The sequence below is a fragment of the Nocardia sp. CWNU-33 genome (genome assembly GCF_046764895.1).
Lineage (GTDB): Bacteria > Actinomycetota > Actinomycetes > Mycobacteriales > Mycobacteriaceae > Nocardia.
In genome coordinates, this window is sequence record NZ_JBKOQN010000043.1 from 1 (window position 1) to 23,181 (window position 23,181).

The 23,181-nt window shown below is 64.3% G+C and carries 27 protein-coding genes and 2 pseudogenes; 14 read left to right on the forward strand and 15 right to left on the reverse strand.

The genetic code is table 11. The features are described from left to right. Nucleotides 1-219 precede the first annotated feature (219 nt). The 6 genes from ACLMAL_RS34610 to ACLMAL_RS34635 all read left to right on the forward strand — a co-directional run bounded on the left by ACLMAL_RS34610 (nt 220) and on the right by ACLMAL_RS34635 (nt 5,484). Entirely contained in the window at nt 220-1,020 is an 801-nt protein-coding gene (locus tag ACLMAL_RS34610; RefSeq protein ID WP_412002919.1) for an alpha/beta fold hydrolase, read from the forward strand. Between the two features lie 80 nt (nt 1,021-1,100). Further along, entirely contained in the window at nt 1,101-1,550 is a 450-nt protein-coding gene (locus tag ACLMAL_RS34615) for a hypothetical protein (protein WP_412002920.1), read from the forward strand. 231 nt (nt 1,551-1,781) lie between these two features. Further along, complete coding sequence (locus ACLMAL_RS34620) at nt 1,782-3,155, forward strand: serine hydrolase domain-containing protein (RefSeq protein WP_412002921.1); 1,374 nt, start codon at nt 1,782-1,784, stop codon at nt 3,153-3,155. 309 nt (nt 3,156-3,464) lie between these two features. Then, a complete protein-coding gene (locus ACLMAL_RS34625) occupies nt 3,465-4,250 on the forward strand; it encodes a CPBP family intramembrane glutamic endopeptidase (RefSeq protein WP_412002922.1) in 786 nt (261 codons plus the stop codon). Between the two features lie 214 nt (nt 4,251-4,464). Continuing rightward, on the forward strand, nt 4,465-4,650 hold the full coding sequence (locus ACLMAL_RS34630) for a hypothetical protein (protein ID WP_412002923.1): 186 nt from the start codon (nt 4,465-4,467) through the stop codon (nt 4,648-4,650). 198 nt (nt 4,651-4,848) lie between these two features. Beyond that, nucleotides 4,849-5,484: an MspA family porin gene (locus ACLMAL_RS34635; protein ID WP_412002924.1), complete on the forward strand. Its 636-nt coding sequence runs from the start codon at nt 4,849-4,851 to the stop codon at nt 5,482-5,484. Between the two features lie 125 nt (nt 5,485-5,609). Here ACLMAL_RS34635 and ACLMAL_RS34640 read toward each other — a convergent pair whose 3' ends face one another. Then, entirely contained in the window at nt 5,610-6,089 is a 480-nt protein-coding gene (locus ACLMAL_RS34640) for a hypothetical protein (RefSeq protein WP_412002925.1), read from the reverse strand. A gap of 22 nt (nt 6,090-6,111) precedes the next feature. Here ACLMAL_RS34640 and ACLMAL_RS34645 point away from each other — a divergent pair. Next, nucleotides 6,112-6,516 (forward strand): annotated as a pseudogene (locus ACLMAL_RS34645) (winged helix-turn-helix domain-containing protein); the annotation flags it as partial. Between the two features lie 131 nt (nt 6,517-6,647). Here the strand turns inward: ACLMAL_RS34645 and ACLMAL_RS34650 are convergent. Beyond that, nucleotides 6,648-6,941, reverse strand: a complete 294-nt coding sequence (locus ACLMAL_RS34650; protein WP_412002926.1) for a hypothetical protein — start codon at nt 6,939-6,941, stop codon at nt 6,648-6,650. Between the two features lie 213 nt (nt 6,942-7,154). Here ACLMAL_RS34650 and ACLMAL_RS34655 point away from each other — a divergent pair, with 213 nt between their 5' ends. From ACLMAL_RS34655 to ACLMAL_RS34665, 3 genes are all read left to right on the forward strand, one after another. Further along, nucleotides 7,155-9,164 (forward strand): APC family permease, encoded by a 2,010-nt coding sequence (locus tag ACLMAL_RS34655; RefSeq protein ID WP_412002927.1) that lies wholly within the window; start codon nt 7,155-7,157, stop codon nt 9,162-9,164. Nucleotides 9,165-9,239: 75 nt separating this feature from the next. Then, nucleotides 9,240-9,425, forward strand: a complete 186-nt coding sequence (locus ACLMAL_RS34660) for a hypothetical protein (RefSeq protein ID WP_412002928.1) — start codon at nt 9,240-9,242, stop codon at nt 9,423-9,425. Nucleotides 9,426-9,619: 194 nt separating this feature from the next. Next, entirely contained in the window at nt 9,620-10,591 is a 972-nt protein-coding gene (locus tag ACLMAL_RS34665; RefSeq protein WP_412002929.1) for a magnesium transporter CorA family protein, read from the forward strand. Here the strand turns inward: ACLMAL_RS34665 and ACLMAL_RS34670 are convergent. The 6 genes from ACLMAL_RS34670 to ACLMAL_RS34695 form a co-directional block, all read right to left on the reverse strand. After that, nucleotides 10,569-11,210: a transposase gene (locus ACLMAL_RS34670; RefSeq protein ID WP_412002930.1), complete on the reverse strand. Its 642-nt coding sequence runs from the start codon at nt 11,208-11,210 to the stop codon at nt 10,569-10,571. The two genes, ACLMAL_RS34665 and ACLMAL_RS34670, sit on opposite strands and share 23 nt — an antisense overlap. A gap of 65 nt (nt 11,211-11,275) precedes the next feature. Further along, entirely contained in the window at nt 11,276-12,301 is a 1,026-nt protein-coding gene (locus ACLMAL_RS34675; RefSeq protein ID WP_412002931.1) for a hypothetical protein, read from the reverse strand. A 459-nt stretch (nt 12,302-12,760) separates the two neighbouring features. Further along, nucleotides 12,761-13,111, reverse strand: coding sequence for a PQQ-binding-like beta-propeller repeat protein (locus tag ACLMAL_RS34680; RefSeq protein ID WP_412002932.1), 351 nt, complete (start codon nt 13,109-13,111; stop codon nt 12,761-12,763). Nucleotides 13,112-13,133: 22 nt separating this feature from the next. Then, nucleotides 13,134-14,255: a hypothetical protein gene (locus ACLMAL_RS34685; RefSeq protein ID WP_412002933.1), complete on the reverse strand. Its 1,122-nt coding sequence runs from the start codon at nt 14,253-14,255 to the stop codon at nt 13,134-13,136. A 922-nt stretch (nt 14,256-15,177) separates the two neighbouring features. Further along, nucleotides 15,178-15,333 carry a transposase gene (locus ACLMAL_RS34690; RefSeq protein ID WP_412002934.1) on the reverse strand — a complete coding sequence of 52 codons (156 nt, stop codon included), beginning with the start codon at nt 15,331-15,333 and terminating at the stop codon, nt 15,178-15,180. Then, complete coding sequence (locus ACLMAL_RS34695; RefSeq protein WP_412002935.1) at nt 15,330-15,602, reverse strand: recombinase family protein; 273 nt, start codon at nt 15,600-15,602, stop codon at nt 15,330-15,332. The genes ACLMAL_RS34690 and ACLMAL_RS34695 overlap by 4 nt, the downstream gene beginning before the upstream one ends. A 779-nt stretch (nt 15,603-16,381) precedes the next feature. Between ACLMAL_RS34695 and ACLMAL_RS34700 the strand changes: the two genes are divergently transcribed. Continuing rightward, on the forward strand, nt 16,382-17,788 hold the full coding sequence (locus tag ACLMAL_RS34700) for a PQQ-binding-like beta-propeller repeat protein (protein ID WP_412002936.1): 1,407 nt from the start codon (nt 16,382-16,384) through the stop codon (nt 17,786-17,788). A gap of 17 nt (nt 17,789-17,805) precedes the next feature. Here ACLMAL_RS34700 and ACLMAL_RS34705 read toward each other — a convergent pair whose 3' ends face one another. Further along, the gene (locus ACLMAL_RS34705) at nt 17,806-18,138 is read right to left on the reverse strand and encodes a hypothetical protein (protein WP_412002937.1); all 333 of its coding nucleotides are present in this window, start codon (nt 18,136-18,138) and stop codon (nt 17,806-17,808) included. Between the two features lie 39 nt (nt 18,139-18,177). On the opposite strand from ACLMAL_RS34705, the gene ACLMAL_RS34710 reads away from it, so the two are divergent. Beyond that, nucleotides 18,178-18,672, forward strand: coding sequence for a hypothetical protein (locus tag ACLMAL_RS34710; protein WP_412002938.1), 495 nt, complete (start codon nt 18,178-18,180; stop codon nt 18,670-18,672). 279 nt (nt 18,673-18,951) lie between these two features. Here the strand turns inward: ACLMAL_RS34710 and ACLMAL_RS34715 are convergent, their stop codons facing one another. The 4 genes from ACLMAL_RS34715 to ACLMAL_RS34730 all read right to left on the reverse strand — a co-directional run bounded on the left by ACLMAL_RS34715 (nt 18,952) and on the right by ACLMAL_RS34730 (nt 21,792). Next, the gene (locus ACLMAL_RS34715) at nt 18,952-19,770 is read right to left on the reverse strand and encodes a hypothetical protein (RefSeq protein WP_412002939.1); all 819 of its coding nucleotides are present in this window, start codon (nt 19,768-19,770) and stop codon (nt 18,952-18,954) included. A 46-nt stretch (nt 19,771-19,816) separates the two neighbouring features. Beyond that, entirely contained in the window at nt 19,817-20,254 is a 438-nt protein-coding gene (locus tag ACLMAL_RS34720; RefSeq protein ID WP_412002940.1) for a hypothetical protein, read from the reverse strand. Between the two features lie 283 nt (nt 20,255-20,537). Further along, nucleotides 20,538-21,322, reverse strand: a protein-coding gene (locus ACLMAL_RS34725) for an IS5 family transposase (RefSeq protein WP_412002967.1) whose coding sequence is annotated in 2 segments (ribosomal slippage) — nt 20,538-21,007 and nt 21,007-21,322 — 786 coding nt in all. Because the reading frame shifts where the segments join, the coding sequence is not laid out codon by codon here. 200 nt (nt 21,323-21,522) lie between these two features. Continuing rightward, nucleotides 21,523-21,792 carry a hypothetical protein gene (locus ACLMAL_RS34730; RefSeq protein ID WP_412002941.1) on the reverse strand — a complete coding sequence of 90 codons (270 nt, stop codon included), beginning with the start codon at nt 21,790-21,792 and terminating at the stop codon, nt 21,523-21,525. Nucleotides 21,793-21,881: 89 nt separating this feature from the next. On the opposite strand from ACLMAL_RS34730, the gene ACLMAL_RS34735 reads away from it, so the two are divergent. Beyond that, nucleotides 21,882-22,214, forward strand: a complete 333-nt coding sequence (locus ACLMAL_RS34735) for a hypothetical protein (RefSeq protein ID WP_412002942.1) — start codon at nt 21,882-21,884, stop codon at nt 22,212-22,214. Between the two features lie 234 nt (nt 22,215-22,448). On the opposite strand, the gene ACLMAL_RS34740 is transcribed toward ACLMAL_RS34735, so the two are convergent. After that, complete coding sequence (locus ACLMAL_RS34740) at nt 22,449-22,673, reverse strand: hypothetical protein (protein WP_412002943.1); 225 nt, start codon at nt 22,671-22,673, stop codon at nt 22,449-22,451. 57 nt (nt 22,674-22,730) lie between these two features. On the opposite strand from ACLMAL_RS34740, the gene ACLMAL_RS34745 reads away from it, so the two are divergent. Beyond that, the gene (locus tag ACLMAL_RS34745) at nt 22,731-23,066 is read left to right on the forward strand and encodes a hypothetical protein (RefSeq protein ID WP_412002944.1); all 336 of its coding nucleotides are present in this window, start codon (nt 22,731-22,733) and stop codon (nt 23,064-23,066) included. Here ACLMAL_RS34745 and ACLMAL_RS34750 read toward each other — a convergent pair. Continuing rightward, nucleotides 23,057-23,175, reverse strand: a pseudogene (locus ACLMAL_RS34750) (transposase); the annotation flags it as partial. The gene ACLMAL_RS34745 and the pseudogene ACLMAL_RS34750 sit on opposite strands and share 10 nt — an antisense overlap. Between the last annotated feature and the right edge of the window lie 6 nt (nt 23,176-23,181).

Consider the following 23,181-nt stretch of genomic DNA (forward strand, 5'->3'; position numbering starts at 1 on the left):
GATCTGGATCGATAGCTGTACCGCCGGACCGGCTGGAAGATGCTCGCGGACTACCCCGGCCGGCTGATCAACTTCGACCTCCTTTCGACGGGAGGGCGGTCTCCTGACAACTGCACACGCCTCACCTGGTATGTACGTATACGTGTACTTGTAAATACATCGCTGCTATTGATAACCCGAAAGGGTGAGCACATGCACGCTCCACGCAGGACCGACAACTTGAACAACTCGACCTGGACCGGCATGGTGCCGGTCGACGACACGGCCCTGGCCGTGACCGACACCGGTGGCCCCGACCGTCCCCTCGTGTATCTGAACGGCGGCTACGCCAGCCAGCGGCACTGGCGGTCCGTGATCGCCGAACTCGGCACCGGCTACCGGCACATCACCTACGACGAGCGGGCCCGCGGCAAATCGAAGCGGTCGGCGGACTACTCCTTCGAGGCGTCCTTGCGAGATGTCGATGCCGTCCTTGCGGCGAGGGGGGTGGACCGGCCGCTGCTCATGGGCTGGTCCTACGGCGGGATCCTCGCGTGGCACTGGGCCGACCGGAATCCGGATCGCGTCTTGGGGGTGGTGACCGTGGATGCTGCGCCGTACGGCTTGACCGGCGAGGAGAGTCGTGAGCGGATCCGGAAGCTGTTCCGCCGGATGCGGTTTGTGTTGCCGCTGGCGCGTCCGCTGGGCCTGGCCGCGCGGATGACCGCCGACCAGCACGCCGATGTCGGCATCGACGCCAACGAGTTCGCCGCCGCCAGCGTGCCGGTCCTCAACCGGTTGACCTGCCCGGTGCGGTTCGTCCTGGCCACAGGTAACAGCCTCGGGAGCCAGGACGGGGAGATGGAACAGGCGCGGGCCTCACTCGATCCGGTGCTCGCCCACAACCCAAACGTGAAGGTGAGCGCGAAGGTCGCGAGCAACCACTCCAAGATCCTGAGCAAGGACTTCCGAGCCGTCGCCGAGGCCGTACGCGAGACGGCAGCTGCGGCCCAGGACCAGCCGGGCTCGGCGAGCCGATGACCGTCGGGCTCACGACCGCATTCCACCATCGGTCCGTTCAATCGAATTACGCCACAACAGATTTGAAGGAGCCAACAACCATGTCCATCACCCTGACCGACCAGGACAAGGTCACCCTGCGGACCGCCGCGTACGGCGCCGTGTCGCTGATGTCCGCCGCTGCTGCTGCCGGTGGCTCGCCCCACCTGGCCGCCACCGACGGCAGCATCGCCCTGTACTCCGCGACCGGTCTGGTCGGGCACGTGCTGGCAGAGAAGTCGAGAGACGGCATGAACCTGAAAGGCAAGTCCGTAACCGAACTCGCCGACCAAGTGCTGCCAACCCTGACCGCAGCTATGAGCCTGCTCGAGAAGCAGGCTACGGCAGAGGCTGACAACTTCCGCAGCACCGTCATCGTCGCCGTCGAAGCAGCCAGTCGGTCCCACAAGGGCCAGCTCAGTCCCACCATGGCTGATATAGCCCGCAAGATCACCGCAGCCCTCGACGCCGCTAGGGAGAAAGGGAACCAGGGACCGGCGTCGGCCCTGTGACCCCGGGGGTTGCACGCCGAGAGACCGGGCAGAGTTCGTGTTCTGTCCGGTCTCGGAGGTGACGGCCGTGTTCGCCCATGACGTGGGCTGCGCGTGCTTCTCGTCCACTGCCCCGGCAGCAACCGATCCAGTGACACGGGCTTTGTGGTCGATCCGAGCGCACGTCTCCCGAAGTCTCGGATCCCTATGTTTCAGATCTCTGAATTTCAGGTCTCCAGAAAGGATTACGGCATGGTAGGCAAGACATGTGGGACACCCGGGCCGGGACATATCGGTCGCCGGGGCCTGCTGAAAGGGGCGTTGGGTGTCGGTGCGGCCGTCGGCGTCGCCGGTCTCGCCGGCTGCGGCAACGATTCCGGGAGCGGTGGTAGTGGCGGTGTCGAGAACGGTGTCGCTGAGGGCTGGGGAAAGGTCGCCGACGCGTTCCGCGCGAACTTCGTGGGAAAACCCGGCGAGTTGGGCGCGGCGTGCTGCGTCTACGTGGGCGGCCGCCGTGTCGTCGACCTGTGGGACGGCCTCGCCGATCGCCAGACGAACCGACCATGGGACGAAAACACTACCGTCCGGGTCGCATCCACGACGAAAGGCTTTACCGCGATCTGTGCGCACATGCTGGCACGGCGCGGTGAGCTGGATCTCGACGCCCCGGTCGTCAAGTACTGGCCGGAGTTCGGCGCTGCCGGCAAGGAGCAGATCCCGGTGCGCTGGTTGCTGTCCCACCAAGCGGGTCTGCCGATCGTCGACGGACCGCTGACCTTCGAGCAGGCGTGCGCCTGGGACCCCGTCATCCGCGCACTCGAGGCGCAGCCGCCGCTGTGGCAGCCGGGCACTGAGCATCTCTACCACAGCGTCACTTACGGGTATCTGGTCGGTGAGGTCGTGCGTCGGATCTCCGGTAAGTCGCTCGGCAGGTTCTTCGCAAACGAGGTGGCTGCTCCTCTTGGGCTGAGCGCCTGGATCGGGCTGCCCGAGAAAGAAGAGCCGCGGGTGGCCCAGATCGAGAACACCACTCTCAATCTGGAGGAGCTGACTTCCGGGTTGATCAAGGCGACCGGGCTCGATGCGGACACCATCACCGCATGGATCAAGTCCGGGTGGGGTCCGGGCTCGGTCGAAGACCGCGCCACCTCACTCGGCGGCGCCTTGGACAACGCGGCCGACCCCGCGACCGCGTACTACACCACGCGTGCCTGGCGCGCGGCAGAGTTCCCGGCCGCGAACGGGATCGCGGACGCGCGTTCGCTGGCACGGATGTATGCCGCCACGGTGAGCGATGTCGACGGCGTGCGGCTGCTCGATCCGGCGACGGTCCAGAAGGCGACAGTCGTTCAGACCGACAAGACACGGATGCACGGGCTGCCGCCGGGGCTGAACATCCCGGCCGACCGCTCCTTCAACATGTCGCTCGGGTTCTGGCGAGCCTGCCCGTCGTATCCGATGACCGGGCCGGGGTCGTTCGGCCACCCGGGCTCCGGCGGATCGATCGGCTTCGCGGACCCCGATGCCGGTGTCGGCTTCGGCTACGTCACGAACCTCTGGAGCCTCCGGCCCGACGACCCCCGGGCTTCGAGCCTGGCCAACGCCGTCCGATCCTGCCTCCGATAGCGAGAGTCCAAGCCGTCCCCACCACGTAAACGCTCTCCGCTTCACTTCACGCACCATCCACGAACAGCTCGAGGAACCCCTTGTCATGTGCACCTTTGCCCGGTCACCGCCATTGTCACTGCCCACCGGACCCACCCGGTCGAATACGCGGCCATCCCGCCACCGCTCCGGAAACATCCGCTCAGATCACCGTTGGCAGCGGCCGAGAACCTCATCAATGTCCTGTCCGCCCCAGTCCTGCCCGGCTGGGTGGGCACTGTCCGAGTCATTTCACGCACCCATTCACGAACAGCTCTAGGAACTCTCGTCATGCGCGCCTTCGAAGACACTCGACCGAACCGAATAGTCCAGCGGCTGCTGGGCGACCGCCACTCCCTGCCGCTGTCGATCGTGTTGCATCTTGTCCCCGGCACCCTGATCGTCGCCGCCTACCTGCTCATCGGCGAACCATTCGTCAAGGCCATCGGATATCCGGTCCTCATGGGCTGGGCGATCGCCCTGTGCCTGGTTCTCATACCGATCCTGTCGGGGCTGCTGTGGCTGGGCCGCAAGCACAACGGCCACATCTCGCTACGCGGCGTGCTGCACTACACCGACAAGCCGGTCCCGCGCGGGAAGCTGGTGGCGATGGTCATCGCGCTCATCGTGTGGATGACGGTGCTGAGCTTCGCGACGGCACCGATGAACCGCTTCTTCAAAGACTTCTTCACATGGGTCCCGTATACGGACGGCGCCGGCAGCTTCACCGCATTCCTCGACGGATACTCGTACTCGATCATGCTCACCACGATGGTGATCTGCCTGCCGCTGACCGGAATCTCCCTCCCGCTCATCGAGGAGCTGTACTTCCGCGGTTTCCTGCTGCCCCGCATCGCCCACCTCGGCGGATGGGCACCGGTGGTCAGCACGGTCTTGTTCTCGCTGTACCACTTCTGGTCGCCATGGGTGTTCGTGTCGCGGGTGATCTTCATGTTCCCGGGGTTCTGGTTCGCCTGGCGGAACAAGGACATCCGGCTGTCGATCGGGATGCACGTCGGCGTGACCTCGATCCTGGCGACGTTCGGCACCATCGCTGTTGCGCTGAACCTCATCTAAGCCCCGGCACGTCGCCATATGCCGCAAGTGTTCCTGCGGATCGCCGAGGAAGACCTGCCGATGCCCGAGCCGCTGGACCGCCTCATCGCCGACTTGATCGCCCAGCGCCGCAATATGGGGACCGCCACCAACCCCCACCTCGCCCTGGCTGTTCCCCGGTCAGCGCCCCAGCCGTCCGATTACGACGAGCCGGCTCCGGGAACGGCTTCGCAGCATGGGCATCACCGGCACCAGTCGGGTCGCGGCCTTCAACGAGCTTCTGCGCGAGATCCCCGCGCCAGTCCTCGCCGACCTCGTCGGCTGCCACCCGAGATTTGCCGCGGAACGCGCCTCGGCCCTCGCGAGCGACTGGGCCGACTACGCCGCAATCCGAGCCCGCCCGTCACCCACACGTCCATAGCGTCGCTCTACAAGTACGTGCCCTGGGCGCTGGTTCCGGAGGGCTTCGACAACGTCCTGACCCAGCTCGAACTCCGGCTCGACTGTGGAGCTTGTGTCGCTGCCGTGCGTCTCCGAAGCCGGAAGTCGGCGTCGCGAACGTCCGAAGACCTGCACTTACACATCACCGTTACACTGTTACTAGCGCTAAGGATTTTCATTGAAAGGCTCGACCATAGCGATGCTCGGCATCGCTACTGCAGCGGCAATCGGCCTGACTGCCGCCACCGCGACCGCTGATCAGATAGCAGACAAATCTCGCGTCATCAGCACCGAGGACGGCTGGGAATTGCGGATCAGCAAGACCGCGGAAGACGTTCAACGCGTACCCAATCTGGCCGCGACACCATTCAGCCGGGAAGGGTTCGTCACGTTGTCGGCGGCAGCCGATATCAGTGGCGAGGGCCGGGCTGCGGTAAACGCGGGGGCGGTGCAGCTGGGTTACCAGATCGGCTGCCAGGCTGATGTGTCCAACGGTCTTACCGTCGGAATGTCCGCGGCGATCGGCCCGAACGTCATGGTGACCGTCGCCCCCTCGCCCGGCGTCGCAGTCGGAGGCAGCGCGCTGATCTTGCCGAACATGTCGACATCCGTCAAGCCTGGCACCATCAGCAGCATCACGCTCGGCACGAAAGCGCTTGCAGGGGCGCATGGTTCGGTCGCCGTCGATCAGGTGCAGATCAAGATCGATGCATGTGCAGGCGCGGTCAGCCTGCGCTCGTTCGCGACCGTCTCGATATCCACAGATACGGCCGACAATTCGGTCGCGGTCTACGGTGACCCGATATGGCTGTGATCCAGATGCGGGGGTGGCGGCGTTGGATCGCACCAGCCGGTGCGTCGGTTTCGCTGATCATTGCCGCGGCCACCGCCTCAGCCGAACCTATTGTTCCGGCGGGTCCGACGTCGACATGCGGCGAATCACATAGCGCGGCGGCAGCTCCCCCGTGCGGCACCGGCAGCGCCGCCCCGCAGGCGCGAGGCGGGTCCGCGCTGCCGCCACCTTCCCTGCCACTGCAGATGCTGGCGCCCCCGCCTGCACGGTCGGCACCAAGCACGAATACGCCTGCTGGTGCGCTGGTTCCGCCCGCACCAGGTCCACGCGGAAGTACACCGATCGTGCCCGCCGAGTAGGCCGCCGACCGTAGCTCGGGGCCGGATAGCGGTGACCACCTGCCGCAGTTCGCTGGCGACCGGCGCTTGCAGCGCCACTAGCGTCACTGCGGCGTGTCCGCAGTCATCTCGCATGGTGTCGAGTTCGCGGCGCATGTCGATGGCCTGCTCGGTCGATTCCAAGTTGGCGCGCAGCAGTGCGGTCGCGAGGGTGGTGCGGTCGTGCAGACACATCGCGTGCAGCTGTGTAGCGAGCTGATCGAGGTTCTCGTGGAAGCGAGTCTGCATTCCGCGTCCTCCTGGACGGCCGCTTGCGTGTGGTGCGGACGACTATGTCACCAAACCGTTCGGGATGGACGAACTGCTTGCGCGGCTGCGCTCTGCGGTCCGCCGCGGAGGCGGTGATGCTTCTGACCCGGTGGTGGTGACGGCGTCGTTCACTGTCGACCTCGTCGCGAAGAAGGTCACCAAGAAGGGGGAGAGGGTGCGGCTCACTCCGACAGAGTGGGCAATGCTCGACATGCTCGTGCGCAACCGCGGCAAGCTGGTAGGTCGCAAGGAATTGCTGCGCGAGGTGTGGGGCCCATCCCACGAGACCGCCACCCATTATTTGTGTGTGTATCTGGCTGGTTTGCGACGCAAGCTGGAAGACGACCCGTCGCACCCTAGGCATTTGATCACTGAATCGGGCATGGGGCACCGCTTCGAGGAGTAGCGGTCGACCACCGGAGTTGCCGCGCGGGTCAGAGTCGAAAGATGCTGTGTGCCAAGAGAACCGGATGCAACTCTGCGTGACGGAGCGATCACGCGTCGCGATTCCCGTCGAGGGTGCATTGCGGACAGCAGCTACCGATCGTGAGCGTGATCGGTGTGTTCGTATAACGCTGTCCATACGCTCAGATTCGACAGTAATTCGACGGCCCGCATGCCACGGTCTGTCAACCGGATGATGTCGGTCGCTGGGATGGCCCCGTCCCAGCTGCCTCGACAGTCGTTGGTGACCAGCCCGTGTGATGCTACTACTCGCAGTGCTTGCGCCAGCGCACGATGGCGACCTGTGGTGATCGCGGTGAGTTTGGCGGCGGTGTGCGGCCGGTTGGACAGGGCATCGAGAATCTCGACGATGTACTGGTGGCTCACCAGCTCACGCAGGCTCGCAAGGTCATGGGGTAGGTCGTTCGTCGCGGCGGCTGCCTTCTCGGTGGTGCAGAATCCGAGTGAGGACGTTAGCGACCTATTCGCTGGCCATCCAGTGTCTTGACGTGATCTTGTAGCTTGCCGCTGATTTCTTTACGGAATCTCTACGGCTGGAGGTGGGCCGAATTCCGCGAGTCGGACTTAGGCTGGCTCATCGTGGTTTCACCGGTCGACGTGGTAAAGCGTCTAGTTGTCGGGCGCCCATTTCGCAGTGACCGGCTCGGGGAGACCTTGCTGCCGAAGCGACTGGCGCTGCCTATCTTTGCCAGTGACCCTTTGTCATCGGTGGCGTATGCGACACAGGAGATCCTGCTCATCCTCACGCTGGGTGGGCTCGCCTATATCCATCTGGCACCTTGGGTCGCGGGCGCGGTAGTTGTTCTGCTCGCTGTCGTGGTGTTGTCCTACCGGCAAGTAGTGCAGGCCTATCCGTCCGGCGGTGGCTCGTATGAGGTGGTCGCGAAGAACCTGGGACCGCTACCGGGCTTGGTGGTGGCTGCGGCGTTGCTGGTCGACTATGTGATGACGGTGGCGGTGTCGGTCGCTGCGGGCGTGGACAATATCATTTCCGCGGTGCCCGACCTGAATGCGCACCGAGTCGCGATCAATATCGGATTCATCGCGTTGCTGACCGCCATGAATCTGCGCGGTGTGCGGGAGTCGGGTCGCGCATTCGCCGTGCCGACGTATGCGTTCGTCGCAGGGGTCACGCTCATGGTGGTCGTCGGTCTCGGCAAGGCGCTGTTCGGGGACGCGCCGGTCGCCGAAAGCGCGCATTACGAGATCCATGCCGAGCAGGTCGGCCTCAGCGGCGCGGCGGTGGCGTTTCTGGTGCTGCGGGCGTTCTCCTCCGGATGCACCGCATTGACCGGCGCCGAGGCGATCTCCAACGGTGTTCCCGCGTTTCGTAAACCCAAGGCACTCAATGCGGCCCGCACGATGTCGGCAATGGGCATCATCGCGATCGCGATGTTCACCGGTGTAACCGCGCTGGCCTTGATCTCCCACACCCGTGTCGCGGAAAACGCATGCGATCTGATCGGCTTTCCCGGTGACTGCCACACCGATCCGCAGCGCACCGTAATCGCGCAGATCGCGGCGGCGGTGTTCGGCGGCAACAGCATCGCCTTCTACTACCTCATGGTGATGACCGCGTTGATCCTGATTCTGGCGGCGAACACCGCCTACAACGGGTTCCCGCTGCTCAATTCGATTCTGGCGCAAGATCGATACATGCCCCGACAGCTACACACCCGTGGCGATCGACTGGCCTTCTCCAACGGCATCATCCTGCTCGCCGTTGTCGCGGGCACGCTGATCTATGCGTTCGACGGTTCGGCGACCAGGTTGATCCAGCTCTACATCGTCGGTGTATTCACCTCGTTCACGCTGTGCCAAGCGGGCATGGTCCGACACTGGAACCGCGAACTGGCCGACGCCACCAACGCTGCCGACCGGATTCGCATCCATCGCGCGAGGGCGATCAACGCGTTCGGTGCCAGCTTCACCGGTGTCGTTCTCGTGGTCGTCATGATCACCAAGTTCACCCACGGCGCGTATCTGGTCGTGATCGCAATCCCGGTCCTTGTTGTGCTGATGTACCTGATCCACCGCCACTACACGGCAATTCGCGCCGAACTCCACATCGATGACGACGACGAGGAAACACTGCCACCCCGGGTGCACGCAGTCGTGCTGGTATCTGGCTGGACCAAGGCGAGCAGGCGCGCCGTGCAGTTCGCGCGAGCGACCCGACCGGACACTCTCACCGCGATCACCGCCAACGTCGACGACACCGAAACTCGCCTACTGAGCCAGGATTGGGAGCGCCACAGCGTGAGTATTCCGCTGATCGTGGTCGAGTCCCCTTATCGCGAGATCACGCGTCCGGTCCTCGACTACACGAAACGCTTGCGTAAGGCGGGACCCCGCGATGTCATCAGCGTCTTCATCCCGGAGTACGTCGTCGGCCGATGGTGGGAGAACCTACTGCACAACCAGAGCTCGCTGCGGTTGAAAGCGCGGCTGCTGTTCGAGCCGGGCGTAATGGTGACGAGCGTGCCGTGGCAGCTGCAGTCGTCGAACCGGCGAGATCTGTCGCGCGAAGAGCATCGGCCCGGCGAAATACGTAGAGGCATAACGGGTTCGAATAAAGGCGGAAAATAGCGACAAAGCCGCCGCGCGGCCCGATTCGGGTGCCGCGTGGCGGGATCCTTCGCTGTGGCGCACCCATGCTGCTAGATGAGCGCGCGCTTCGAACTGTCGTTCAGCGCTGTCCGGGACGGGCGAAGTCAGCGTGCACCAGCCGCACCCGATGCCGCCGTATCCGGGGTGCCGCTGCTCGCCGCGGGAGCGCTCGCATCCGGCGACTCCACGGAACGTCACGTTCTCGGACGGCACGGTATGCGCGTCACCGGGCAAGGTTGAGCGCGCGATAGCACCGGCCGGAACGCATGATGCTCCGGGCTTCCCCCCAACCACAGGCTGATCGCAATTAGGTGAGGTCGGTCGCGGCTGTTCAGTGGAGTTGAGCCGCCGACGTCGGGATGCGGGTCGGCTCTCTATCGGGCGGTGCTGCCGTTGGTATAGACACCCGCGCAAGGCGACTAGCCTCTGCCGGTATGGCGCGCACTCGTCTCTACCGCAACGGTGTCCTGGAATCCGAGAACTTCCCGGCGGCGGAAGTTTCGGACTATCTGCGTGATTCGACCGCGACAGTGTGGCTGGACATGTGTTCCCCGACTGCGGAGGACTTGGCGACAATCAGCGAGGAGCTGAGCTTGCATGAGCTCGCGGTGGAGGACGCGGTCCATGAGCACCAACGGCCCAAGCTCGACCGCTACGACACCCACGCATTCCTGACCGCCTACACCGTGCGCCTGGACACCAGCACCGGGGTGCTCCATAAGTACGAGGTGGCCGCGTTCGTTACCCCGAGGGCACTGGTCACCGTCCGCAAAGACGAGAACTTCGACATCGAAGAGGTCGTACGGCGGTGGGACTCCGCATCCGAGCTCGCCAAGAGCGGGGTGGGGTTCTTGGTGCACGGGTTGCTGGACTACGTCGTGGACAGCCACTTCGAGGCGGTGCAGGCGCTGGACGAGCAGATAGAAGCCCTCGAAGATCTCGTTTTCGCCGATCATGCCGACTACCGAGAGCTGCAGCGCCGTTCGCTGCGCTTACGCAAGAGTCTGGTCACATTGCGGCGGGTGGTGCTGCCGATGCGGGAATTGGCGAATGCGGTGATGCGCCGCGACCTCCACATCGTCGACGACGCGATGATGCCTTACTACCAGGATGTTTACGATCACATCCTGCGTGCGGCCGAGTGGACCGAATCTCTGCGTGATCTGGTCACGACAATCCGGGAGACGCAGCTGACTCTGCAGGGCAACCGGCTCAACGCGATCATGAAGAAGGTCACCAGTTGGGCTGCGATCATCGCTGTACCCACCGCGATCACCGGCTTTTACGGCCAGAACGTGCCCTATCCCGGATTCGAGCATGCCTGGGGATTTTGGGCGTCCACGATTGCCATCGTCGTCATCTCCGGCACCTTGTATTGGATGTTCAAACTCCGCGACTGGCTCTGACACAACGCACTTCCGGCCTGCCGTGCGAGCGCGCCGTGCCCCCGGGCTCGCGAGCCGAGGTAGGAAAAGGGGCGATCTGCCCGTTCGCTACACATCCAAGAGGTGACTTCGCGGCGGCTAGGGGGAGAGGTCGATGGTCAGCGTGGCTAGTTCGAGTGCGATGGCGCACGGGTCCGGTGCCGGGGTGAGGGAGGGGTTTTGGACTCGCCAGGTGATCGTCCCGTTGAGTGCAGCGGAGACTTGGCAGTATCCGAGATCGCGAAGGTCTCGTACATAGCACCAGTCGGCCATCGGCGGCCCGCGGCAAGGGGACCGCGGCCAGCGCCCGCCGCAGCCGAGCAACCTCGATGCGGCCCCGATCCAGCGCCGCATACACGCTGCCGTGGCCCCGCCGATGCTCGCCGACCAGCGACAACTCCGGCAGCGACCGCACCGGCCCGTCCGCGCACAACACCGCATCGGCCAACTCGAACACCGCATCCGCCCGAGCGGTCAGACACCGACAGAATTCCTGCCGGAACGCCGACAGGTCCCCAAACACACCGGCACCGCCGGTGTCGTGCACACTATTCACCGAAGCCCTTGGTCCTGAGATCTGTTCTGTCGCAAGACAAATCATCAGCCAAGGGCTTCGTTCATGATCAACTGGGTCCCCCAGCACGACCTCAGACGTTAAAACTCGAGCTAGCAGCGTTCATACTGACGCGCGTAGGCCTCCGACTCCGGTGAAACATCGCGCCAGGATGGCTGGCAACCGCCGACGAAGACCGCGAAAACGGGGCCGTTGCGTGTTTCGATCGTGTAGTCGACCACGGCACCGGGCTGGGCCAAGTAGGGAAGATGCCGTTCGGCGAGTTGTGTTGCCTGCGCAGCGGTGAGTTGCTTTCCGACAGGAGGGTATATCGCGACGTCCAGGGTGCGGCCTGCTTTGCCGGGCGGGTCGTATACGGATATCTCGACGAAGAATGGGGTGGGTTGATCGGTCAGGAACCACTCCCACATCTCGAGTTCACCATTGGACGGGAAGCGGGGTCGGCTGGACGGGAAGAGGGGTCGGCGGCCCGAGTTGAGCCACCCGGGTTCCAGTCTCGAGCGATTCTTGGACCCGCTCTCCACAGGAACGGTGGCCACCGTCCAATCGTTGGGCGCCAGTTCGGGAAAGTCCTGGATGATTCGGCGCATCGCCGAGGTGGCACGGTGGGGTTCGGCCTCGGAGCCCGCTCCGACGCCGATGGCGTTGCTCATCTGGTCTACGTCGATGCCGCGTGACGACCAGTGCACCTGTGTGCCGGGGGCCGAGACTCTCGCCCAGGTGTGTGCCGAGTTCGCTTCCCTGCTCACGTCCCGACCGAACCGCCAATACGCAGAATAAGAGTCCGTCATCCGGTCGAGATTGACCTCGGTCTGGTCGCCTTGGTAGCGCGGCGGAAGCTGCTGGGCGCCCATGGCACGCACCACGGACGCGGCCTCGTCCGGTGTGGCGCCATCCTCGAGCTGCACATCGAGCCGGGAATGGTACGTGCGGGACTTGCCCTCGTAATCGAACAAATGTGACGCATCGACCACCCCGGGAAGAGCCTGGATGGCAGTTTCGATCACGCGTGACCAGCTGTCACGCTCGGTCTGGTCGGGTCCTTGTGCCGGAATAGCACATCCTGTCAGCAGGACTGCCGCCATCATCAATATGACGGTCGGGGTGGTTAAGCGCATAACGTTTCATTCTGGCGTCCGGGGCGCCAGGCGATGCTAGCGGATTTCGGTCATGACGTTGGTCAGATCATTGCCAGCGACACTGCGAAGGTGGTGGCCGACCGACCCGGCGCGGCCACGGCGGCGGCGATACCACGAACTCGCCACCACCCACCGAGCCGGATTCGTCCTGGCCCGCGTCGTCGAATGGCTCGAAACATCGGGAGACACGACCCAACGACCGCGGCCGCTAGAGCAGGGCCCGCCGGTGGCGTCGAGGAGCTGGCCCATGACCCAGCCCCACAGTTGGCCCGCCGCCACAGGATCCAACCACGCGGCGGGCCCACTCATGCCATCGCACTGTAATGCCGCGTGGCGCGCGTACGCGAACGTCCGCATCTGCCGATGAGTGCATGAATGGCATGGCCCCCGAGCTGACCTCCGACCCGGCACCAACAACGTCCTGACTGTCGAATCTGTCTACCCGACCGAACAATCCAGGATTCGGCCGTCGCTGGTGCCGATGAGTAGGCGGCCGGGATCGGTGACGGTGAGCGCGGTCGGCACGACGGGCACTGCGGCAACGGTCACGTGCTGGCGCCACAGTACGGTGCCGGTATCGATATTGAGTGCGACGAGCTCGCCATTGGTGTAGGTGACGTAGACGATCCCCGTGTCGGAGTCGAAACTGGTGGCGGGCCAGTCCGTTCGAAAGACCCAGGTCGGTTCTCCAGTCTTTCGGCGCCGCACGACGAATGAGCCACCAGGCTGCAACCCCCAGCCGTGATAGACGGTCCCCACATGGACCAGCTCACCGTCCGATGTCTCCACGCCCGGACCGGCAAAGTGTGTTTCACCCGGTGCCCACGAGAAGGGGAACACTCGTGTGAAGTCCGTCGTCTTCGGCGCATGCGGATATTCGGCCACCGACATCTCTTCCAAATCGGCTGTGGCCAGCCACACTTCGGCTGGATCGATGTGCAACTCGTCGTCCTTGGGCAGGATGTCGTAGTAGTAGATTCGGCTGCCGCGGCGGATACGGAGCCTGCTCCGTTCGTAGTTGGATCCTTCGGGGCCAGGGCCGGCAGGCCGTCAGCGCATCGCACCAGAGACACCGGAGCGGGGGGCTCAGGTGGTCGAGCTGCGCCCCGTCCTCGAGGGAAAGCCGGACCACCGACTGCGGCTGCTTCTCCCATCCGGGGCGTGCCAGAGCGATCCAGGCCGAACGCTCGTCGGTGGCCACGACGATGTCACGGCCACCCTTGTCGTCCTGGACAGTCCACTGCTTTTGCCCCGAGGGCAACCAGGACTCCAACCCGACGCCGTCGAGCGCGGTAATGATCCTGCCGTCCGACAGCTCTTCGATCGCGCGGATGTTGCGTCGCGGATCCCAGCTCGTGGACAGATCGGAGATCCGCCGGCGGGCTTCCTCCTGGCCGTCGGGCCGCGGCAGCGGCACCCGCGGTCCGGCCAGGTCGTATCCGGTGATCGAGCTCGGCGGTACGGACCTCCAATCGGGCCGATGTACCACCGCGACATGCCCCTCGACCCATGCGTTCTTATCCTGCCAATCGTCCGGCGGTGCCATCAGCACGCGTAGTTCGTGCTCGTCGATCCATTCCAGACCCAGGACTTGGCGGCCGAGATCGTGCTCGATGAGCGGCTTGGCTACGCCTGTCTCCAGGTCCAGCAGGAGCAATTCTCCTTCGAAGAAGTAGCCGCCGTCGTAGCGACCCGAGCCGACTGCGAGGAGGGGAAGGCTGGGATGGAAAGCCATGGCGTGCACGGGGTAGCGCGCACGGAGCAAGGCGCGGCAGGTCAGGCTATTGCTGCCGTACACACCGACCGGCGCACCACCGGGCTCGTGTGTACCGGCCACTGCGAGCAGGTGCTGACGCTCGTCGTCGACGGTCAGGGCAGGATCACCGACCTCAGCGAAGGGACGGTCCCCGAGGATCCGGTCAACTTTGAACATGGCGATATCGTGCCGGGCCCACCAACGGTGACCTCAAACGCCCCTTCCTTCCCAGCAACCCGTCAGCCACATGGCTTCGGGAGCATGCCAACTCAACGCACGCACATGCCGCTGTGCGCGCTGTCCGAATCGGCCAGCTTGGTGGGAGGGGTGCGCATCGGCGGTGTCAAGAACGATCGTGACGTCACAATTCGCCGATGCGACATCTAGCCTGGGCAGACCGCCGTCGAGATCCACCGCCAAACGACGTCACAGCTCACCGATGTAGGCAGACTAGAACCAGTTGGTGAGAATCCAGCTCTCCGACCGGTGCAGATAAGCCATGAGTGCGGGGAGATGCTGCACGTGGCCCGGATCGCCGGAGAGCCTGCGTGGTACTGCCACGGCTGCGACTACCGCAAACAGGCGGCGTAGCACCCACCGTTCGCGAGGTGTTGCGGCTAAACCTGATGGTGCACTTGGTCTTTACTCACGCCGGGAGATCCTGCCGTGAATCATCGCGAACGGCGGCTTAGTCGAACCTCAATCCCGGCGGCCAGCAGCAGGCTGCCATACTCAGCAAAGTCAACCTGCTGATGCTCAGCAGACGAGCGACTCGAGACAACCTGCTCCCCGAAAGGGGCGACTTTGTCGCGCGTTCGTCCCTCAATTCTGCGAGTTGTCAGCCTTGCGCTCGTGACTACGCTGCTTGCCTACCACCCGGCGATACTCATCGCGATTGTGTTGCTGCTGGTTCTCTCAGCAACATTCGGCATCGCCCTCCCCGCGGTCTGGTCCAGAAACCCTCTGCGCCGCGCCGCTGCCTACAGGCTAGTAGTTCTCCTATGGACCGGTCGGTGCGAAGAAGTAGGGGCGGTAGGGGTTCCAAGTAGTAACCGCGCCTAAAAACACCGAATTTTGGCCGTCTGACCGCCGCTAAGGTTCAGATCTCCGCGGCGTCGGACGTGCCGTTGCCGAGTTCGGGGATGTGCTTGTAGAGGGTGCCGCGCGAGACTCCGTGCAGCCTCGCCACCGACGACACCGTCTCGTCCGGGCGGGTGAGGATGGCACGAGCCTGGCGGATCTGCTCGGCGGTCATCGCCGGTGGCCGCCGAGGCGCTGCCCGCGGGCACGGGCGGCGGCCAGGCCCTCATTGGTGCCGTCGACGATCAGCTCGCGGATGAACTCGGCGAGCGCGGCAAAGACATGGAACACCAGTCGGCCGCCGGGGCGCAGGTAGTCAAGGCAGGCACCCAACTCCTCGCGTTCGGCGTTCTTGCCAGACTTCTTGTCGGTGAAGATCCGCTGGCACCCGGCCGCGGTGAGCGCGGCGATCTGACGGTCGAGCAGCTGGCCTTTGGTCGACACTCGGCCGTAGCCGACGAGGGCACCGCCGCCGCCGATCGGGTCGAGCGCATCACGTCGAGGGCGAGTGGTTCGGCGATGTCGAGGGAGCGAGTCTGGCTGGCCATGCCCCGGACTGCACGAGACGGGTCCGACAGGACTTGTTGAACACCAACCATTTTCGATACGTTTGTTGAACACCATGCTGGCGCGGCCGTCCTGCCGTTCCTGTCGATGTTCGAAGTCGACTGCATCGATGTCCGCACTCCTGCGCACACCCGATACCGCGGGTACCTTCTTCATAGCCCCTGAATCGGAGCGGCGGTCGCCAGGCCCGGTATGACTCAATGCCCCTGTCTTTCCGATGATCCGGGGGTAGTGCCGCCGAGCCTTGTTCGCCGCCGACACAACCCCGGCCAAGCCTGCGATGATGGATGGCATCCACACCACTACCAGGGCGACGCAGAACACGGAAAAGCCTGCGCGAGAGGCAAATTCACTGGCCTTCATGGCGAATGGATCGAAGACGGACAGCTGCCCGTCGCGACTTGTCGATGTGCCGGGCAGAACGTCCATCCACGTGCTCCTTCGAACTCGGATACAGCCGATCGGTAAGGCGATACCCGGCGAATACCGAGGTAAACGGCCTGATTGTCCGACTGGGGGTCTTCTGGTTTCGGTGAACTACCGGGCAGCGAAACCGCTCCGGTCTCCATTCCCACCTCGGAAGTAGCTGATACCTTGCGTGGGGGCGCATCCAGACTGGAGTCTGGATCAGATCGATGCTTGGAGGAGACAGCCGCATGAACTCGGCCGCACAGTGGTTCACCGGTCGGAACAGGCGCGGGATCTGGATCGTGGTGCTGGTCGTGGTGGTGGGCGTGGCGGCGATCGTGTGGACGGACCGGTCACCTCGGCAGTCGCAGCAAGCGACTCCGGTGTTGGGCGGCAGGTTTCGTATTTCGCCCCAGCTCGACTCCGCTCCCGCCCCGCGATGGACGGTGCGCGCCTCGGATCTGTCCGATGAGCCCGGTGCGGTCCTGCTGTCGGCCCCGCACAGTTTGGGCCGCTACTACGGATACGGCGGGCCGATGGACACCGGGACGATGATCGTGGCGGCCACCGCGGTGCCGGGTAGCGCAACCGGCGAGGCTGGATTGCCGGTCGGTCCGGTGCGAATGCATGGTATCGACCCGGACACCGGAAAGCCGCGCTGGACAACCGATGTCGGTGAAATCGACGGCTGTGGTGAACTCGTACTCGAGGGGCTGCTCACCTGTCACGGCACACATCGAGTGCTGATCGTCGATAGTGCGACCGGCAGGGTACTCACGGACCACACAACGGATTTCGAGGTCATGGACATCGCGGTCCGCGACGGCGTTGTCTCCGTGGCCGGGCGCACCGCGGACTGGCAGACCGCTGTCATTACGCGGGGGACCGTTGCCGATATCGCTGCGACCTGGCGCAAGACGTATCCGACACCGATTCCCGGCGAACCCGTTACTCCCCGGATCGACGCCCCGGATTACTTCCGGGAAGGGCGCGACGGCAAGGTTCGCGTATACGATTTGCGTTCCGGTGAGCTGCTTTTCACCGCTCCCGTCGGCTACGTCTTCGACGGCGGCTTGATCGCCACGCAGGTGATCGATCGCAGCGGCAGTGCGGGAACGGTCGCGCTGCTCGGTCGCGATGGCCACCGGATCGCCGAGGTCGCCAATGCCAGCTTCATCCTCGAGTGGTATCCGGCCGCAACCGCGACACCACTGCCGATCCTGACCGGGGAGAGCGCCTACGACCGGACGAGCGGCCGAGTTCTGTGGACCAATGCGCTGATCGGCCTCGACGATCCCACGGGACGCAAGGGCGCGATAGTGGGAGTGGTGCGCGATACGGTGATTGTCCGATCGCTCGATGGCTCAACGCTTTCCGGTCTCGATCTCGCCGACGGACATCGAATCTGGCAGCGGCCGTCGCCATTCGCGAACGCCTCACAGTTCACGAGGTACGAAGGCATCACCGACGCAAGCCATCTCATCTTGACCGACGGCGTCACCGTGCAGGCGATCGATGGCGCAGACGGTTCGTCGGTGTGGTCAATGCCATTGCCGCCCAGCGGTGATTCTCGATTGCACTCCGCGGTGCACGCGATGGGCGGTCGCATGGTCACAACGACCGCCCAGGAATTCACCGGATACGCTGCGGGTTGATCAGATAGTCGCGTCGTTCAGTCGGTCCCTGTAGATCCGAAATGCCTTGCGATCAGCGGCCGAAGCGCTCTCTCCGACTGTTTCGGCGGCAGCCAGTTGTGCTCGGTGTACATGTGGCAGTGCGGTGACGTGCAAGCTGTAGCCTTGGCCACGTCGCACTGGCGGCCTTGTTGCAGGGCGAGGCGCTCGGTGTCACCGAGATCGCCGCTGTAGCCGGTCAGGTGGCGGGCGATCCTGCCCGGCATCTCGATTCGGATCGGGTGTGGTTCTTCGTTGCCGGCGCGTGCGGGTTGTTCGCCTCGGCCGGGCAGTAGGTCGGCGATCGCGGTGCGGATCGCGACCCAGCTCACCAGCGGATCACAGCCGGACCGCGACCCGGAACCTACATCGTGGCCGCTGCGCTCATCGAAGACGAGGATGTCGTGGTGGTGCGCAAGACGATGGACGCGCTGTTGCTACCCGGCGAGACCAAGGTGCACTGGCACGGCAGCAGCACTGAACGCCGCCCCGAACTGGTGGGCGTTGTGGCCGAGCTGCCGGTGTGCAGCATCATCGTGGTGCACCACGACCTGGGTGCCGCGGACCGTCGACACCGTCGCAAATGCCTCGAATACCTGCTGCCTACGCTGGCGCACATGCCATGCGATCAGGTAGCTCTCGAATCGCGCGGAACTATGGATCGCAGCGATCTGGACATTCTGCAGAAGTTCCGGGCACGGAAGATCATCACCAAGCCGTTGCGGATCGACCACATACGAGGCAGAGCCGAACCGGTCCTGGCCGTCGCGGATGTGGTGTGTGGGGCGATCGTGCAGCACCGTGTGGGAAATCCCGGCTACCTGCACACACTCGGCGGCTTGGTCGACATCATTCACATCATCTGAAACGACGCAAGCCGCGGGCCTCGTCTCCGGCGAGTAATCCCACGGCTTACTTCCAACCCCACCTCGATGGGGCGGCAATGGGCCAAGGCTAGCACAATTCAGGGCCTGTTCAGGACCCATTCGGGACCTATTCGCCACTGTCCGACGCCACCCGCACCGCCTACCAGATCGGGCTACGGTAGTAATCGCCGAACCGAACCAACACACCGTGACGACACGACGTGATCGCTGATAGCACCCCTGAAACTCTATGAGGTGTCCCGCCTGGTCCGGCCGGGATCAGCGCCGGAAGAACCGCCACCAGGGCTGTCGACGATGATTCGGCGGGCCTGCCGCAACCGGGACAGACCCGTCTACGGGCTCGACGGTCTCTCCCAGTCGGGGCCGCTCGTCCCACGCACCGGTGGCGATCTCCCTGATCGAGCCCTCACCGACGATGCGGGTCGCGATCGTCCAGACCGCCGGCATCCCGGTAAGAGCGGACTCGTCGAGTTCGGCGCAGGCCTGCGCCGCTTCGTCGATGCTCATGTGCAGCGACAGGTGCAGCACCGTGCCCTTGCTCGACGTCACGACCAGCACACCGACCGCGACGCTTGTACTGTTCCGGGCCATGCGCGCCCAGGTGTCGAGGACTTTGCCGGGTTCGGCGCCCAAGTGGTCGACGACCTCAGCAGTGGAATCAGCCAGTCTCAACCTGATGCAGCGGCGCGCGATATCTCGCTCGGTCACGCCGAACCGTTCGACGAGTGAGGACATACCCGGGGTCGGGGTCTGCGCCCAGGCCAAGATCAGCTGCTCATCGGTGGTGGCGTCCCAGAACGGGTAGCCCTTCGCCGCATGTGCCTCGCGGGCCAGAGCTTCACCGTCGAAGCCCGGTTTGGTGACCATCTCGCGCAGCTTGCGCATCGCGATGGCGCCGGTATATCCGCCCAGCAGAACGAACTTCGCACGCGACCGCACTCCACCCACGGTCCGACCGAGCTGTGTAGCGATCTCCTCATCGGTCGCTGTAGTCGCCAGCGCGCCGAAGAACTCCTGGTAGTCCTCCCCGGTCCACAGACTGCCTTGCCGGTCCTCGCGCTCCCCCGTCGCCGTCATTGCCGTGCATCCTTCCCGTGATCACTGACAACCCCGTGCGGCCCGTCTACCGCTCCCGCTCATGCATGGCCTCCAACGTCCGGGTCAAGGCGTTTCCGGTCACGCCCTTGAGCGCGCTCCTGGGAACGCTTCGGGATTCCCTCTGGTCCAAGGCTTCTCGTTCACGTTCGGCCTCGGCGAGTTCTTGGTCGATCGCCTCCAGCCGTTCGGCGCGTTCAACCGCGTAGCGCTGCCGAGCCTCGGCGGCTGCGGCGACGTCACGTTCGATCCTCTCCAGGTGCAAGACGTCGCGGACCTTCGTCAGCGCCTCGTTGCGCAGCTTGATCAGCTCGAGGCGCTCGTCGGCGGAATAGAAGCCCTGCCGCTTACCGAGGTTGCTGACCAGTATCTTGGTGTGCTCGTGCAGATCGACCGCCTCCTGCCACGTCTGCACGTGTCGGGCGTCCTCGATCACGTCGAGAAACAGATCCTTCAAAGTGGTCATCCCCATCGCCTCCACACCCAGACCGACAAGCCGCTACAGCCGACAATAGGTCAGCCCGCTGCGGCAGCGAACCTGATTCGCCAGATGCAACCACACGTTTGCCCGGCAAATTATGTTGCCCAGACACGTTTTCCGCGGTTTCTGTCGGTATCTCATGCGACGATCGCTTGTCATGACGTCCGATTCGACAGCGAACCCGGCTTCGTTGTTCTTCGAAGCGCTCCGCACATGGGCCTATCTGGCATATGAGGTCCAGTGGCGCGAAAAGTCTCGCTAAGAGCTCCTATCGGGTTCGGTTGCTGAGTCGTCGCCAGCAGATCAGTGCTGCGGCGAGGTCGAGGAATCCGTGGTGGATGTCGGTGCGACGTTCCCACCGGATGGCCAGCCGCCGGTACTGGTGCAGCAGGGCAAAGGATTGCTCGACGATCCAGCGGCCGGCGGTGACCTTGTCACGGGTGCCGCGCCGCGCGATGTAGCCGGTGATACGTCGTTGCCGCAGTTCGGAATACACGCTGGGGTAGTCGTATCCCTTGTCCGCGATCAGGTTGGTGATCCGATGCCTGGGTCGCCCCGCACGCCCGCGCAGAGGTTGGACCCGGTCGAGCAGCGTGGGCAACAGCAGATGGTCGTTGACATTGGCCGCCGACAGCGCCACCGCGAGCGGGAATCCGTTCCCACAGGTCAGGATGTGGTGCTTGGAACCGGTCTTGGCGCGGTCGACCGGGCTCGGACCTGTTGCGGCGCCCCTTTTTTCGCCCGCACATGCGAGCCGTCGACCATGACCCGGTCGAAGTCGATCATCCTGGCGGCGTGGCAGCGGGCGAGCACGGCCTGGTGGATCTGTTCGAACGCCCCGGCAGCCTGCCAGTCCCGCAACCTGCGCCAACGTGTCATCCCGGACCCGAACCCCAGTTCCTGGGGTAGGTCTTCCCACCCGATCCCGGTGATCAGCACGAACAAGATCCCCTGCAGCACCCGTCGGCTGTCCATCTGCGGCGGTCCCGGTGCCCCCGCGGGTTTCACCGGCAGTAGCGGTTCGATTACCGCCCACAACTCGTCATCCACGATCCAGGGTGCTGCTACATCGAAACATCCTGCACTGCAACAGAACCCGACGCCAACTGACCGAACCTGTTAGGAGCTCTAAGGCTTCACCCTCGTGAGTTCGCGTAGCAGTAGACAGAGCGCACTCGGATCATCGACGCGCCACGTCGTGCTGGATGGTGAGAAGGTCGATCGCAGAAAATGGCGGAGTTGGACCGCTCAGCTCAGTAGCCGTCGGTGGTCAGAATGCGGTAGAAGAAGGTCTCATTGGCCAGTGGTGCCGGGCCGCCAGGGAATCCGCCCAGCCACTGCGAGAAGTTCAGCGGCGTCGCGGGTGGCATCACGATGAAGCCCTGGCGACCGTAGAAGTCACCTAATCCCTGGTCTTCGGCGAGGAATTGGCCGTACAGGATCTCTACCCCGCCTTTGTAGGCGATTGAGGTTGCCGCGTTGACAAGTGGTGTTGGTGTCACGAGCAGGGACGTGGAGCGCATAGTGTTCCTACCAGCCAAAAGTTCCTGGTCGTTGCCGTCGCGATAGGAGGAAACCCGTAGTGGGAGTTCATGGTCGTGCACTAGGTGGGGTGTTGGTAACGGCGATGGTGTGCGCGGGGCTGTGGTGTGGCGGGGGGACAGCTGCCGCGCAAGATATCGACTGGCAAAGCGACAGCACGCTGCAGTGCGCCAAGACGCACTGGGCGGAGATCAAGAACGTCGTAGACCCTTTGCTGCCGACCGCGCCGCTGATCCTGTCGTCTGATCAACAAACCAAACTGAATTCGCTGTTGAACGGAGCCAAGGTCATGCCGTCAAAACCGAGCGATGACTGGCTCCGCGCGCTCCCCGACGCTGTTCCCATGGAGCTTCTCGACCAGATCGCCGGAAAGATCATTCGATCCTGCCTCGCAGAGTCCTAGCCCCATCAACGAACCGCACGGCTGAATGGACTAGTGGGTCCCGCCCCTGAGTGGGCGGGACTACTGCTGTCGGTACCCGAAGAAGCCCGCTGGGCACGCAGCCTGAAGCGACCTCGGGGCGGATCACAGCGTCAGATGTCCGATGTCAGTGAGGTGGCCCACCGTTGAGTCGGTGATCTGCGGTGGGCCATCTTCGATGGCAGGCGCTTCGCGGGATGTGCCACCGAGGGTGGCCTATTTTGTCGTGGTCCGATCAGTGGCGGCAGCGATGAGTTTGGCGACAACGCGCGGTTGCAGGTCGGGGGTGTCGACGATCTTTGCTTCCTGGCTGTGCCATTCGCGTGCGTCGTCGTAGTCGGACAGGTGTTCGAGGCGCCATGGCGAGTTGGGTTTGTGGGCGTCGGTTTCGATGCGTCGGAGGAGATGGGCCGGGTGGGCGAAGTCCCCGGCGCAGGCCACCCGCAAGTCCTAAGCTGACCGCGGCCAAGAGAATCCAAGTACATCAGGAGTCAGACAATGGCTACACCCCGCGACGCCCTTCTGGACCTGCGCCGGGCCGCCTCGGCGGGACTGCTCGATCTCGACGGGTCCGGCCCCGCCTCGCGCGAGGCGGTGCGGGTGCGAGAAACCCTCCTGGCGCCGCACTTCGGTGCCGTCGCCTGGTCGGTTCCGCCGAGCTACCGGGCGCTGCTGGCGGAGCACAATCGGCTGCGCTGCCATCGGGAGGAGGACGATCGCGAGCGCGAGTTCGTTCTCGTGGACGAGGGGGAGTTCGTCGGGTTGAACGCCGAGCTGGTGCACATGCATGCGGGGACGATCCGGGCACCGGAGACGCCATCCCCACGGCGGTAGATGGCGGTGAACGACTCGATCGGTTCGTCGAGCAGATGACCCGCCGGATCTCGATGTCATAGTCCAGGGGCGAGATGAACTGCTCCCACGCATTCTCCCAAAGCCGCTGGACGCG